We start from the raw sequence: 12,208 nt of genomic DNA, 5'->3' as shown, positions 1-12,208 counted from the left end.
CCGCGGCGGCCCGCGGCCCCCCCCCCCCCACACCCACTACCGCCCGGCGCCCCCGCCCCCCGACCGGGACGGGAGCGGCACACCGCCGCTCCCACCCGCCCCGTCCGGACCCGGACGGGGAACCCCCACCGAAGGGAACGCGTCATGAACCTCATGAACGAGCAGTTCATCGTCGACAACTGCGTCGCCGCCTACGTCGACACCGACGAGTTCGTCGTCAACAACTGCGTCGCCGCCTACGTCGACGCCGACGAGTTCGTCGTCAACAACTGTGTCGCCGCGTACGTGTGAGCCGATGACACCCACCCGTACGCAGGAGCCCGGCCCGGACGGCGACCGCCGTCCGGCGCCGGGCACCGGCCCGCACCCGGCCGTGGTCACCCGTACCCGGGTCCTCACCGCCCCCGCAGGTACCCCGCCCGCCCTCCACCTGGCCGTCAGCGATCTCGCCGACCCCGGCCCGGACCGCCCGTGGCAGGCCGACCGGCAGGCGTTCGGCACCTCCTGGACCGGCCCCGAAGAGGCGCGCCGCTCCGCCGAGGGCGAAGCCGTCGAACGGTTCTGCCTCTCCGTACCGCCCGCCCCGGAGCGGCTCCGCTACGCGAGCCACGCGGAGTTGACCCGCCGGGGCGTCCCCGCGCTGGACCCCCGCAGGCTCGTCCTGTACTCGCCCCGCCAGTACGCGACCCCCGGCTTCCCGTTCCGCCCCTTCCTGCCGGATTCCCCCGCCCACTGGATCGAAGGCCGATTCGCCGACCGCGACGAGCCCGTGCACGTGCCCGCCTTCCTCGTGTACACGGCCTGGCGGCGGATGCCGCACGAGCGGCCGGAGCCGTTGTACGCCTTCCCCGCCCTGGGCGGCACCGCCGCGGGCCCCACCCCGCGACACGCGCTGCGCGCCGGGCTGGCGGAGGTGGTCGAACGCGACGCGGCCGCAGTGTGGTGGGCCCACGCCCGGCCGCTCCCGGCCCTGGAACCGACCGCGTACCTGCGCGGCCTGACCGATGGCGCCGACCGCGGTTTCGACGTCCGCCTGACGTACCTGGAGAACGAGTTCGGCGCCCCCGTACTCGCCGCCGGCGTGCGCAGCCGCGCGGAGGGCTGGCTGACGTACGGGTTCGCCGTGCGCTCCGACCCGGTCGAGGCCGCGGCCAAGGCGCTGGCCGAGGCGTACACCCTCCAGCTGACCTGCCGCACGCTGGACAACCCCGCGGCGGCCGTCCGGACCCCGGGCCGGCCCTCCCCGCTCAAGCCCTGGCGCGCCGACCGCCGTTACCTCGACTCCTACCGCGAGGACGCGTCGGACGTCGTCGAGCAGCTGTGCCAGCAGCAGTTGTACCTGGACCGCAGGGCAGCCGACCGCGTCGCGCCGTGGACGTGGGACCTCCCGCCCGGCCACTGGAGCGACGTACCGCGCCTCGACGCGGACGGCGGCGGCCTGCTCGACCGGGTCCGTGCGCGCGGATACGAGGTCATCACCGTGGACATCACCGCCCCCGAGGCCGCGGCCGCGGGCATGCACGCCGTACGCGCGATCGTCCCGGGCACGGCCGGCGCCGCCCCGGCGGCCTACCCCGCCCTTGGCGCCCACCGCCTCCGGCGGGCCGGCACCCGTCTCGGCTGGGTCCCCTCGGACCTCCCCGAAGCCGCCCTCAACACCTTCCCGATGCCGCACTCCTGAGCAGCCGTCAAGGCCTGCGTTTCGTCGAACTGGAGACCTATACAATCAAGCCACGTGTCCTGAATGGGGCGCGTAGCTAAGGAGATTGCCCTTCATGTCCATCGGGACCAGGCTTGTCAGGAACGCCGCCGCTCTCGCGGTGGCGGGGGTCGTGGTGCTGGGTACGGCGAGCGCCGCGAGCGCCGCCCCGGGTGCCCCCTATCTGGGATACGGCCACACGACCTCCGGGAACGGAGTGTGGTGCGTGCAGCACAACATCAACTTCCTCGTGAACCAGCTCTACGCCCAGGGCACCATCACGACGCCGCCGCCCTACCGCACCCTCGCCGAGGACCGCGCGTGGGGGCCGAAGACGGATGCCAACGTCCGCTGGTTCCAGAAGATGGTCCGCGTCGACCAGGACGGCGTCGTCGGTCCGGCCACCGGCTCGCGCCTGCTCACGTTGGGTGACCAGGGCTACAACGGCTCTTCCCTGTCGGGCCGCGGCTACTGCTGGAACTACCTCCCCGGCGACTTCGACTGACCGACCCGTCGCCCCTGACGCGTCACGCCGACCCGACCCACTCCACCCGAATTCAGGTAGATCCATCATGTTCAAGAAACTGAAGTTCGCCTCCGTCGCACTGACCGGCGTGCTCGCGGCCACCGGCCTGAGCGCGGCCACCGCGTCCCCGGCCGCGGCCGCCCAGACGTGCCCGTGGCCGTACGTGTGCTTCCAGGACTCCAACGAGAACATCCTGACGATGTACAAGGACACGGGCTGGCAGACCACCAGCGCCAAGACCCGCACCGCCCGCTGGGTCACCAACGCCCGCCACGACGACTGCGCCTACCTGCAGTACGCCAGCGGCTACACCGACCAGATCCGCCCGGGTCAGAGCTTCGGTCTCGGCTCCGCCGTCGTGTCCATCAACATCACCACCGGCTGCCCCTGAGCAGCGCCGCCACGCCGCGCGGCGGCCGGCCGGGCCTCCCCTCCCGGGGCGGTCCGGCCGGCTGCGCACACCTCCCGTTTCAACGGATGGCGTATCCGTCCCACAGCGGACCGCCGGCCAGGTCCAGCACCCGTGTCACCGCCTCGGCGAAGTCCTTCGTCTCCCCGGCGGTGATCGCCCGCACGGCTGCTTCGGACAGCGCGCGGTGCACCCCGGGGTCGGCCACGGCCAGCCGCCGCGAGAGCCATTTGCCTCCGCCGAGCCAGTGCCCGCCGACCAGGAGGGCCAGCTCCGAGGCGCGCTGGAGCATGTGCGAGAGCAGGTATGCCCGCTCTACGGGGTCCGTGCAGCCGCGCAGGTCGTCGAGCAGGTCGGTCAGTACGTACCGCTGATGGTCGAGCTCCCGGTCCGAGAGCGGCGGCGGGCCCGCCGCCCAGCGCCTTCGCGCCTTGTCCTGGAGCGAAGCGCCCAGCCCGTCCGTGTCCACCAGCAGCATCCCGTCGGCGCACATGGCGAGCAGCGGTGAATTCCGCTTCGCGGTCTCCTGGTCGGCGAAGCCGTGCCAGACGTCTTCCGTCTGTACGAACAGCTCCACCGGCCAGCCGCGGTACACCAGGTTCTCCCGGCTGGGGGCGGGCGGCCCGTCCAACAGCACCACGATGTCCAGATCGGACGTGGGTGTGCGGTGGTGGGTCAGCACGCTGCCGGCGAGGAAGGCGGCCCGGGCGGCGGGGAAACGTTCCTGCACCAGTGCGCGGGCGGTCAGCACGGGGTCATCCATGATCGCAGCGTACGACCGGCGGCGGTCTCGCAAGACGGCGGGTGCGGGGTGCGCCTCGTCCGAACTCCCGGATGCCCGAGGATCAGGAGCCGAGATCGCCGCCGGTCCGTCCCTAGCCGACCAGTCGGCGGCGCCAGTCGAGTGGGGTGATCGTGATGGCCCGGTCCGGGTCGTGGTCCCACTCCGTACGCAGGCCCACTGCTTCGAGGGCGGCCACGACCTCGTGGCCGATGGCCGCAGTCGTCCCGGCCGAGTCGTCGAAGCCGCCGAAGAGCAGCATCAGACCGTGCCCCGCTGCGGCGGAGTCCGTGCACTGGGTGTGGAAGTAGACGAAGCCGCGGGCGTCGGTGCCGCCTTCGCCGCCGATCTCGGACCGGCCGCAGCTGCGGCAGCAGGTGAAGTTCTCGCGGGCGGTGATACCGGCCTCCTCCAGGGCGGTGAACGCGCGGGTCAGCCGCTCGGGGTCGGTCTCGCCCTCCCATGCGGTCTGCTCCGCCACCCGCTCCAGCCACAACCGGTCGGCCAGCGCCTGCGCCTGCTCGGGCGAAACGGGCCGGTGCTCCGGGGTGACCAGGTACTCCTCGGCGAGCTCGGCCAGTTCGGCGCGCGAGGCGTACCCGTCGACGAGCACCTCGCGGACGCGCCCCTCCAACTCCGCCCGCCGGTCGTCGCCGAGGTCGAGCGGCGGCACCTCGTGGACGGGGCCCATGTCCAGCAACGACCAAGCCAGGCGCGCTTCCCAGCCGGCTTCCCGGCGGGCCCAGCCGGCGAGCGTCGCGATCACGGTCCCGGGACCGTCGGTCACCGTCTCGAAGTGCCGGTCAGGGGCGCCGTCGCGGTACTCCAGGGTGTAGCCGCCACCGGCCTCGTGCCAGACCTGCGCGAAGACGTCGGGCAGGTCGGGCAGCCGCTGAAGCACCAGGAACCTGTCGCCGTCGCCACCGATCCGCCGGACCAGCCCGGCCAGTTCCTCGGCGGACACGCGGACGTGTCGCTCACGGTTCTCCGTCTTCACCACGATCTCGAACATGCACGGACTCTGGCACACCCGTCCGACAGCAGGGGTGTAGGGTGCACATCGATTGAACGTGTTCAAGAAATATTCGGGGGCTCGTCATGCGGAACCGCGTCGGCACAACGGAACGCCGGAGAACCCATGACCGGAGCGCCATCGCGCCGGGCGCCGAGGTCGTGGGAGGAGTGCAGCTGATCTGTGCGGCCCTGTACGCGCAGCTCGCCGCGCTGGCGGACGAGCCCTACGGCCGGGGGTACGGCGGCGCCATCGCGGTGCTCTTCTGGCTCTTCGTCCAGGTGGTCCTCGGGCCGTGCATCGGCCTGGCGCTGGGCTTCGTACACAGCCTGCTCTTCACCACGCCGGTGATGGTCGCATCGAACGCGGTCGGCGTGCGCACGCGGATTCCCGCGCCATGGTGGGCAGCGCCCTCGGTGGTTCTGCTCGCGGCCGGGTACGCCGTACCGGTCTCGTGGATCGCCGGCACCGCGTACGCCGCCACGTTCGGCTGGATCGCAGCCCTCGGGGTGCTCCCCGTAGGAGCCTCCGTGTACGCGCGGATGCGGCTGGTGCCGAAGGTCAGGGCGCGACGGTGGGCCCTGGTTCTCATCGCGCCCGCGGTGGTCACCGCCTTCGCCTTCGGGCTGACCACGCCGGCGTACCAGCCGCCGGTCCTGGCCCGCGCAGACTACGTCGGCGAGTGGGCGGGCGACGGAGTCCACCTGGAACTCGGCCCCCAGGGCGAGGTGACGGCACAGCAACTGCCGGTCTACAAGGGGTTCGAGGTCGTGGACCACTGCTCCGGCCACGGGACGTGGAAACCCCAGGAAGCGGCCCACGGTCACCGCGCGGGCGTCGACCTGTCCATCCCCGGCTGCCGCAGCGCGAACCTGAACTGGGAAGTGGCGGGAACGGACCGGCACCCGGAACTCTTCGTACTCATGGGCGATCCGGATGCCGGAGAGACGGCCGTACTGTCGAAGCGGCGTCCCCGCTAGCGCCGGCCGCGGTCAGCCGGGCTTCGGCGGCGGCTCGTACCTCGGGTGTCTCCATGGGGTCGTCGCGCAGCGCCGCGATGCGGTCCATGACGTGGGGTCGGGGGCGCGCCGAGGCGATCCCCAGCAGCCGTGCCCGGTCCTCGCAGTCCCCGAGCGACTCGGTGTACATGTCGTCGTACGTGTCGTACGTGTCGTGCGGCCCGGACGGGTCGATGGCGGCGAGTGCCTCCAGGTAGTCGGCCCGTTCGTACGAGTGCGGGGTGTGCAGCCAGAAGCGGCGCAGGACGGGCGCCGCACCGGCGGCCTCCGGTCCGAAGCGGGCCAGTCGCTTCGCCGTCGTGTCCGGGCCGCACCAGACGCGCGCCTCCCACTGCCCGGTGAGTTCGGCCAGGAGTCCCGGCAGCGCCTCGGGCCCGGGGTGGTCGGCCAGGACGTCCGCGCCCAGCCGGGCCAGCCACTGCCGCCCGTCCACGGCCCACCCGCGCGCCGCCGGCACGGCGAGGTCTCCGAGACGCTCGACCGCCCGCAGGAGGCAGGGCAGGGGGCGGCGGTCGTCTTCGGTGCCGAGCGAGGGCACCAGCGGGATCAGCCCTTCGGCCGGACGCCGGCCGGCCAGCGCGCGCAGTGCGTCGGCCTTCGCCTGGAACTCCGTGCGGGCGTCGGCCAGTGAGGCGAGCAGCTCCTCGTCGCTCATGCCGTCCGACGACGGCCGCCGCGGAACGGGCCGGCGGTCCGGCACGTCGATCCCGAACCGGGTCCACGGCTCGTCGGACCACGGGAGGTGGTCCGCTGCGCCGATCCGGGCACGGGCCACGTGGCCCAGGTCCTCCCACCATTCGGCCGGCCAGGTGGCCGAGACCGACTCCAGTGCGTAGACCCAGTGCTCGCCCTCCCGTACGTACGCCCGGAGCCCCTCGCGGGCCTCGTCCGAACCGGCGAGGGCGAGCAGCTCCAGCGCGTCGACGGCACGCGCCGACTGCTCCTCGTCCCCCGCCAGCAGGCCGACGACCGGGGCCGGCGACAGCCCCAGGTCCCTGATCAGCCGCGCCTGGTAGGGGCGGCGGGTGTCGCACTGGTGGTCCCACGTCCAGTCCCGCCGAACGCCGTCGTACACGTACGCGGCAGCGGCCCCGGGATCGCGCCGGGCCCGTACGGCGCCCAGGCCCCGGCCGCGTTGCAGCAGCCCTTCCAGGCTGTCGTGGCGGGCGTACGACAGGGTGCGGGACGTATCGTCGTGATGGCTCATCACCCCGCACCCTGCCCGACCGGGAGCACGGTTCGCCATGCGATATCGCTGCTCCTTGCGGTACGGGACGCATCGGCGGGGCATCCGACTCCGCGGCCCGACCGGTCTCCGGCTCCGTCGCGGCCGTGTGGTTGCGCGGCTTCGCGGCTGTGTGGTTGCGCTGTAGCCGCGGGCCGTGACGCTACGGGCGGCGGGCCAGTACGTGGGCGTCGAGGAAGCCCCGCTCGGAGGCCGGGTCGTGGAGCAGCCGGGCGAACGGTGCGAGGCCGGCTGCGGCCAGCAGCTCGGCGAACCGGTCCACCGGCCAGCTGTAGGCGGGCGTCACCTTGTGGTCGAAGCGGACCGGCTCCGGCCCGTCGGTCGCGAAGAACGAGACGAGGAGCAGGCCCCCGGGCGCCAGGACCCGCACCTGCTCGGCGAGCAGCGCGGGCAGTTCCCCGGGCGGGGTGTGGATCATCGAGTAGTGGGCCAGGACGCCGCCGAGCGCGCCGTCCCGGATCGGCAGGGCTTCCATCCGGGCCTCGTCGAACCGCAGCGCCGGGTGGGCCCGGCGGGCGTGGTCGACCATGGCGGGGGAGAGGTCGAGCCCGAAGGCGTCCAGTCCCAGCTCGTGCAGCAGGGCCGTCAGATGTCCTGGTCCGCACCCGACGTCGGCCGCGCGCGGGTTCCCCGCCCCGCGCACCAGTTCGGCGAAGGTGGCGAGCATGTTCCGCGTGAAGGGCCGTGATTCCAGCCGGTCGGCGAACATCGAGGCGTAGAGGTCGACGACCCCGTCGTAGGCGGCCCGGGTCGTGTCGTGGTGTTCCGTCACGGGAGGAGTGAACACCACGCTGCGCGTCGGCAGGGACGCCGCCCTCCCGGCCCGGACCGGACGCGCGGCGCGAGGGCGGGCCTCAGGCGGGCGGCGCGGCATCGAGCCGCGCCAGTTCCTCCGCGGTCAGGTCGAGGTCCGCGGCCCGGGCGGAGTCGGTGATGGAGGCCGGGCGGCCGGCTCCCGGTACCGGGATCACCGCGGGGGAGCGGGCGAGCAGCCATGCCAGCGCGATCTGCTGCGGGCTGACGCCGCGGTCGTCCGCGAGGCGATGGAACGCGGTGCCGGCGGAGGTGGGGCCGGAGGGGCCGTCGAGGGAGCTGCGTGAGATGCCGCCCAAGGGGCTCCAGGGCAGGAACGCCAGGCCCAGCCGGGTGCTCAACTGCAGCTCGGCTTCGGTGTCGCGCACGGCCGGCGAGTACCGGTTCTGCACGGATGCCAGTCCGTCGCCCAGGATCGCGTGTGCTTCGAGGATCTGCGCGGTGGTGACGTTGGAGATGCCGGCGGCGCGGATCGTGCCGGCGTCGAGCAGTTCGCGCAGCGCGCCGACCGACTCCGCCCAGGGCACGGCGGGATCCGGCTTGTGCACCTGGTAGAGACCGATGGCGTCGACGGCCAGGCGCCGGGCGGAGGCCTCGGCGGCCCGCTTGAGGTGGTCCGGGCTGCCGTCCACGGTCCAGCTGCCGTCGCCGGGACGGCCGCGGCCGCCCTTGGTGGCGACCAGGACGCCGGAGGTGTCGCCGCCGTAGCGGGCCAGGGCGCGGGCGATCAGCAACTCGTTGTGGCCGGCCTCGCCGGCGTGCCAGTGGTAGCTGTCGGCGGTGTCGATGAGCGTGACACCCGCGTCGAGGGCGGCGTGCAGGGTGGCGATGGCCCGGGTCTCGTCCGGACGGTGTTCGATGGACAGGGGCATGGCGCCCAGGCCGATGGCGCTGACGGTGGTGTCTGCGATGGTGCGGTACTGCACGGCGGTGGCTCCGTTCGTCAGGCGGTGACGGGTTCGGCGGCGGTTTCGGCGACGACTTCGGTGGCGGCTCCGGCAATGGCTTCGGCGACGGCGCCCGGCAGCCAGTCGGAGGTACGGGAGAAGGCGAAGCCCAGCTGCTTCGCACGGGCGTTGCTCATGGCGTAATGGCGGTCGAAAGAGAAGGGCGACGCCTGCGCTCCCGCCGGGACGCTCCGGTGGACGGGCTCCCGTCCGACCGACGCACCGACGATCCCGGTGAACTCGTACACGTCGAGCGGCCCCTCGGAGCAGGCGTTGAGCGGGCCGGTGAAATCGGCCGCGACCGCCCACAGCAGCAGGTCCACCAGCTCTTCGTGGTGGATGAACACCGTGGGCAGCACCTTCGCGTGCACGGCGATCACCCCGCCCCGCGCGATGCGCTCCACGTAGTGCGCGAGCCGGCCGGTGAACTCCCGCGCGCCACCGCCGAGTACGTGCGCACTGCGCACCGACGCGAAGGCGAAGCCGGCGGCGCGGGTGAAGACGGCTTCTGCCTGGCGCTTGCCCTCCGCGTAGTGCGCCTCCAGGTAGGCGTCGTCGTCCCAGGGAAGGCCGAGGTCCACGGCCCAGGCGGCGGGATCGACGGAACCCTCCGGCACCCGCACGCCCGGCGGCACGGCCGGCAGCGCGGCGGTCGCCGGGTCGTAGACCTCGATCGTCGACGTCATGACGTAGCGCCGGGTGCGGCCGGCGAAGGCGCGGGCGGCGATGGCGGCTTGCACGGGGGTGTAGCAGATCTGATCGACCACCACGTCGAAGGTGCGGGAGCCGAGCGCGGCCGTCAGCGCGGCCTCGTCGTTGCGGTCGACGACCACGTGCTCCACGCCGGCGGGCGGCCGGGTGGAGCCGCGGTTGATCACGGTGACCTGGTGGCCCGCGGCGTGCAGACGTTCCACCAGGAGCTTTCCGAAGTACCGGCTTCCGCCGATGACGCAGATCCTTTGCATGCCCTCATCCTGGACACGCACGGCCATCAGCAGAAGTGATCATCTACTGAACGGGTATGAAGCCAAACTGTCGACGCTCATGAAGGCCCGCCGAACCCCAACCCCAACCCCAACCCCGGCCCACGCCCGGCCCCACTGTGCCCGCGAGGAAAGAACGGTGCAGGTCAAACCAAGTTTCACCGGCCTGCGCGGGCGCCCTATGCTGCCCGGACCGCGGCCCTTCCGGCCCGCGGCGGGGAGGGAACCATGGAAAGCAGAAGTGCCGCGGGGACGACGTCCGTGCGGGAGTGCCCGGAGTGCGGGGCAGCGGTCCCGGTGGACGAGCGGTACGTCGACTGGTGTGCCGCGTGCGACTGGAACGTGGATCCGAGCGCACCGGACCCCGAACCGGGCCGGATCCCGGCCGTGCGGCGCAGACTGGCGCACGCGTACGGGGAGCAGCTCGCGGCCGAGATGGAGCGGGGCGGGGGCCGGAGCAGGCCCGTGGGGCGCGATGCCGCGGCCCTGTCGGCATTCGCGCTGTCCCTGTTGGTGCACGGGGTGACCGTGGTGCTGGCGGTGAGCGGCCTCCTGCTGGTGGTGCTGGGCTGGGACGCCGGCGTGCAGCCCGTGCTCGGCGCGCTGCTGCTCGGCCTCGCGGTGCTGCTGCGGCCCCGGCCGCCGCGGCTGCCGAAGGACGCGCCGGTGCTGTACCGCGCCGACGCACCACGGCTGTTCGAGCTGATCGACGAGGTGGGAACCGTCGTCGGCACGGCCGGCGTGGATGCCGTGGTGGTGGATCCCGGAGCCAACGCGGCGGTGACCACGTACGGCTGGCGCGCACACCGCATGATGATGCTGGGCCTCGGCCTGTGGGAGATCCTCCCGCCCCAGGAGCGGGTGGCGCTGCTGGGCCACGAGCTGGGGCACTTCGCCCACGGGGACACCCGCCGCGGCTTCGTCACGGGAGGTGCGGTGCACGCGCTGGCCACCTGGTTCCACATGCTGACGCCGATCCCATCGCGCGGCCTCCTCGATTGGTTCGTGAACGCCGTGACGTTCCTGCCACGATGGGCGGTCTACGGGCTGCTCGTACTCCTGGACCACCTGACGCTGCGCGCCTCGCAGCGTGCCGAGTACCTGGCCGACGTCAGCGCGGCCTGGGCCGGCTCCACGGAGGCGGCGACGGGTCTGATGGACCGCATGCTGATCGCCCCGGCGGTCGGTCCGGAGCTGCGCCGGGAGTCGGTGGCGGCCGGAATGCGGGGTGGCCCCTCCGGACGCGAGGCCCGCGAGGGGGCGGAGCAGGGCCTGTGGGAGCGGCTGGCGCAGCGCATGGGCGCCGTACCGGAGCACGAGTACGAGCGCCTGCGCAGGGTCGCGGCCCGGCGCGGCCACAGCGTGGACAGCACCCATCCGCCCACCCACCTGCGCCGCCGGTGCGCCGCGGCATCCGGCCCGTACCCGGCGCAGGTCACGTACGACGAGGACCGCGCCACGGCGGTGGCACACGAACTGGCCCCGGCCCGCGCGGCCTTGGCCGCCCGAGTCATCCGGGACCACGCGGGCTGAACCGCAGGCGGCGCCGCGCAGGGCCGTCGGCGCCCGTGGTCTACTGCCGGTCATGCCGTTGCTGATGCTGGACCTCGACAACACGCTGGTCGACCGGGACGCCGCCTTCCGTGGCGCCGTCAGTGCGTTCCTCGCCGAGTACGGCCTGCCCGCTGCCGACCTCACGTGGGTGATGGCCGTCGACGCCGGCGGCTACGCCGCCCGCCGTGATGTCGCCGCGGCCATGACCGACCGGTACCGGGATGCGGTGCCCGCCGAGGCCGTCCGCGACCTGCTCGACCAGGGCGGCGCGGACCGCGTCGTCCTGGCCGACCGGGCCCGCGCGGCACTGGGCGAAGCCCGGGCCGACGGCTGGACCTGTGTGATCGTCACCAACGGCCGTACCGTCCAACAGGAGGCCAAGATCCGTCACGCCGGACTCGACGGGCTCGTCCAGGGCTGGGTGATCTCCGAGGCGGTCGGGTGCGGGAAGCCCGAGCCCGGGATCTTCCGCGCTGCCGCGGGCGCCGTCGGTGTTCCCCTCGCGGGCGCGTGGGTCATCGGCGATTCCGCACACGCGGACATCGCCGGCGCGAACGCGCTCGGGCTGCGCAGCGTGTGGGTGTCGCACGGCCGGACGTGGCCCCGGGATTCCCACCGGCCCACCCATGCCGCGGAGGACGTGGCCGCCGCGATCGACCACGTCATCGGCGCGGGCAGACAGGGTCCGGCCGGCCCCGGCGGGTGAATCAGTGGAGGCAGAGGCAGAACGGATGGCCGGCCGGGTCCGCGTAGACCCGCCAGTTGGCCTCCGGGCGCAGCCGGTCCGTCCGCTCCAGCACGGTCGCGCCGAGGGCGAGCGTCCGCTTCTCCTCCTCGTCGAGATCGTCCACGTCGAAGTCCAGGTGCAGCTGCTGCGGACGCTCCTGTCCCGGCCATTCGGGCGGCCGGTAGCCGTCCACCCGCTGGCAGGCCAACGGCGTTCCCTCGAACCCGTGCACCTCGACCCAGTCGGGATCCTCCGGATCCGGGACCACCCGGCCGCCGAGCAGACCCGCGTAGAACGCGGCGAGCCGTACGGGATCGGCGCAGTCCAGCGCGATCGCCTGCAGCCTTCGAAGCACTTGCGTCACCCCTCGTCCCTCGTCCCTCGGCCGCGCGCGCGGCGCGCGCGGCGCCCGCCGCGGGCCCCGCGCGCGCGGCCGCGCCCGCGCTCCCCCAACACCCGCGGGGCGACCCCGAGGCCCCCCGCCCAAGGCAC

14 protein-coding genes are annotated in these 12,208 nt (G+C 73.4%); 7 read left to right on the top strand and 7 right to left on the bottom strand.

The annotated features are described in order from the left end of the window. The first annotated feature begins 144 nt into the window (after positions 1–144). The 4 genes from ACFXA3_RS05620 to ACFXA3_RS05605 all read left to right on the top strand — a co-directional run bounded on the left by ACFXA3_RS05620 (position 145) and on the right by ACFXA3_RS05605 (position 2,616). Positions 145–291 (top strand): hypothetical protein, encoded by a 147-nt coding sequence (locus tag ACFXA3_RS05620; protein ID WP_385182374.1) that lies wholly within the window; start codon positions 145–147, stop codon positions 289–291. A gap of 4 nt (positions 292–295) precedes the next feature. Then, positions 296–1,681 carry a YcaO-like family protein gene (locus ACFXA3_RS05615; RefSeq protein ID WP_385182372.1) on the top strand — a complete coding sequence of 462 codons (1,386 nt, stop codon included), beginning with the start codon at positions 296–298 and terminating at the stop codon, positions 1,679–1,681. A 94-nt stretch (positions 1,682–1,775) separates the two neighbouring features. Then, complete coding sequence (locus ACFXA3_RS05610) at positions 1,776–2,204, top strand: peptidoglycan-binding protein (RefSeq protein ID WP_385182369.1); 429 nt, start codon at positions 1,776–1,778, stop codon at positions 2,202–2,204. 67 nt (positions 2,205–2,271) lie between these two features. Next, on the top strand, positions 2,272–2,616 hold the full coding sequence (locus ACFXA3_RS05605) for a hypothetical protein (RefSeq protein WP_385182367.1): 345 nt from the start codon (positions 2,272–2,274) through the stop codon (positions 2,614–2,616). A 79-nt stretch (positions 2,617–2,695) separates the two neighbouring features. Here ACFXA3_RS05605 and ACFXA3_RS05600 read toward each other — a convergent pair whose 3' ends face one another. Further along, positions 2,696–3,397 carry a nucleotidyltransferase domain-containing protein gene (locus ACFXA3_RS05600; RefSeq protein WP_385182364.1) on the bottom strand — a complete coding sequence of 234 codons (702 nt, stop codon included), beginning with the start codon at positions 3,395–3,397 and terminating at the stop codon, positions 2,696–2,698. A 112-nt stretch (positions 3,398–3,509) separates the two neighbouring features. Further along, positions 3,510–4,427, bottom strand: a complete 918-nt coding sequence (locus ACFXA3_RS05595) for a DUF6891 domain-containing protein (RefSeq protein ID WP_385182361.1) — start codon at positions 4,425–4,427, stop codon at positions 3,510–3,512. A gap of 86 nt (positions 4,428–4,513) precedes the next feature. Between ACFXA3_RS05595 and ACFXA3_RS05590 the strand changes: the two genes are divergently transcribed. Beyond that, positions 4,514–5,407 carry a hypothetical protein gene (locus ACFXA3_RS05590; RefSeq protein WP_385182359.1) on the top strand — a complete coding sequence of 298 codons (894 nt, stop codon included), beginning with the start codon at positions 4,514–4,516 and terminating at the stop codon, positions 5,405–5,407. Here ACFXA3_RS05590 and ACFXA3_RS05585 read toward each other — a convergent pair. From ACFXA3_RS05585 to ACFXA3_RS05570, 4 genes are all read right to left on the bottom strand, one after another. Further along, complete coding sequence (locus ACFXA3_RS05585; RefSeq protein ID WP_385182357.1) at positions 5,349–6,653, bottom strand: hypothetical protein; 1,305 nt, start codon at positions 6,651–6,653, stop codon at positions 5,349–5,351. The two genes, ACFXA3_RS05590 and ACFXA3_RS05585, sit on opposite strands and share 59 nt — an antisense overlap. 181 nt (positions 6,654–6,834) lie before the next feature. Further along, the gene (locus tag ACFXA3_RS05580; RefSeq protein WP_385182354.1) at positions 6,835–7,464 is read right to left on the bottom strand and encodes a class I SAM-dependent methyltransferase; all 630 of its coding nucleotides are present in this window, start codon (positions 7,462–7,464) and stop codon (positions 6,835–6,837) included. 82 nt (positions 7,465–7,546) lie between these two features. Then, positions 7,547–8,431 carry an aldo/keto reductase gene (locus tag ACFXA3_RS05575; protein ID WP_385182352.1) on the bottom strand — a complete coding sequence of 295 codons (885 nt, stop codon included), beginning with the start codon at positions 8,429–8,431 and terminating at the stop codon, positions 7,547–7,549. Between the two features lie 17 nt (positions 8,432–8,448). Further along, positions 8,449–9,417 carry an NAD-dependent epimerase/dehydratase family protein gene (locus ACFXA3_RS05570; RefSeq protein ID WP_385182349.1) on the bottom strand — a complete coding sequence of 323 codons (969 nt, stop codon included), beginning with the start codon at positions 9,415–9,417 and terminating at the stop codon, positions 8,449–8,451. Positions 9,418–9,663: 246 nt separating this feature from the next. Between ACFXA3_RS05570 and ACFXA3_RS05565 the strand changes: the two genes are divergently transcribed. Together ACFXA3_RS05565 and ACFXA3_RS05560 are read left to right on the top strand one after the other, a co-directional pair. Further along, complete coding sequence (locus ACFXA3_RS05565) at positions 9,664–10,968, top strand: M48 family metallopeptidase (RefSeq protein ID WP_385182347.1); 1,305 nt, start codon at positions 9,664–9,666, stop codon at positions 10,966–10,968. Positions 10,969–11,020: 52 nt separating this feature from the next. Beyond that, entirely contained in the window at positions 11,021–11,695 is a 675-nt protein-coding gene (locus ACFXA3_RS05560) for an HAD family hydrolase (protein WP_385182344.1), read from the top strand. A 1-nt stretch (position 11,696) separates the two neighbouring features. On the opposite strand, the gene ACFXA3_RS05555 is transcribed toward ACFXA3_RS05560, so the two are convergent. Further along, positions 11,697–12,071, bottom strand: coding sequence for a VOC family protein (locus tag ACFXA3_RS05555; RefSeq protein ID WP_385182340.1), 375 nt, complete (start codon positions 12,069–12,071; stop codon positions 11,697–11,699). Between the last annotated feature and the right edge of the window lie 137 nt (positions 12,072–12,208).

Origin of the sequence: Streptomyces sp. NPDC059456 (assembly GCF_042750055.1) — a bacterium.
In the GTDB taxonomy this organism is placed as follows: Bacteria; Actinomycetota; Actinomycetes; order Streptomycetales; family Streptomycetaceae; genus Streptomyces.
The sequence above is the reverse complement of the archived record's forward strand: the minus strand, read 5'-3'. Positions and strand labels throughout refer to the sequence as shown.

Excerpts from the sequence above, each read along its gene's own strand:
- ACFXA3_RS05560 (WP_385182344.1), top strand. The coding sequence starts at position 11,021 with ATGCCGTTGCTGATGCTGGACCTCGACAACACGCTGGTCGACCGGGAC.
- ACFXA3_RS05565 (WP_385182347.1), top strand. The coding sequence starts at position 9,664 with ATGGAAAGCAGAAGTGCCGCGGGGACGACGTCCGTGCGGGAGTGCCCG.
- ACFXA3_RS05595 (WP_385182361.1), bottom strand. The coding sequence starts at position 4,427 with ATGTTCGAGATCGTGGTGAAGACGGAGAACCGTGAGCGACACGTCCGC.
- ACFXA3_RS05585 (WP_385182357.1), bottom strand. The coding sequence starts at position 6,653 with ATGAGCCATCACGACGATACGTCCCGCACCCTGTCGTACGCCCGCCAC.
- ACFXA3_RS05615 (WP_385182372.1), top strand. The coding sequence starts at position 296 with ATGACACCCACCCGTACGCAGGAGCCCGGCCCGGACGGCGACCGCCGT.
- ACFXA3_RS05610 (WP_385182369.1), top strand. The coding sequence starts at position 1,776 with ATGTCCATCGGGACCAGGCTTGTCAGGAACGCCGCCGCTCTCGCGGTG.
- ACFXA3_RS05600 (WP_385182364.1), bottom strand. The coding sequence starts at position 3,397 with ATGGATGACCCCGTGCTGACCGCCCGCGCACTGGTGCAGGAACGTTTC.
- ACFXA3_RS05605 (WP_385182367.1), top strand. The coding sequence starts at position 2,272 with ATGTTCAAGAAACTGAAGTTCGCCTCCGTCGCACTGACCGGCGTGCTC.
- ACFXA3_RS05620 (WP_385182374.1), top strand. The coding sequence starts at position 145 with ATGAACCTCATGAACGAGCAGTTCATCGTCGACAACTGCGTCGCCGCC.
- ACFXA3_RS05590 (WP_385182359.1), top strand. The coding sequence starts at position 4,514 with ATGCGGAACCGCGTCGGCACAACGGAACGCCGGAGAACCCATGACCGG.
- ACFXA3_RS05570 (WP_385182349.1), bottom strand. The coding sequence starts at position 9,417 with ATGCAAAGGATCTGCGTCATCGGCGGAAGCCGGTACTTCGGAAAGCTC.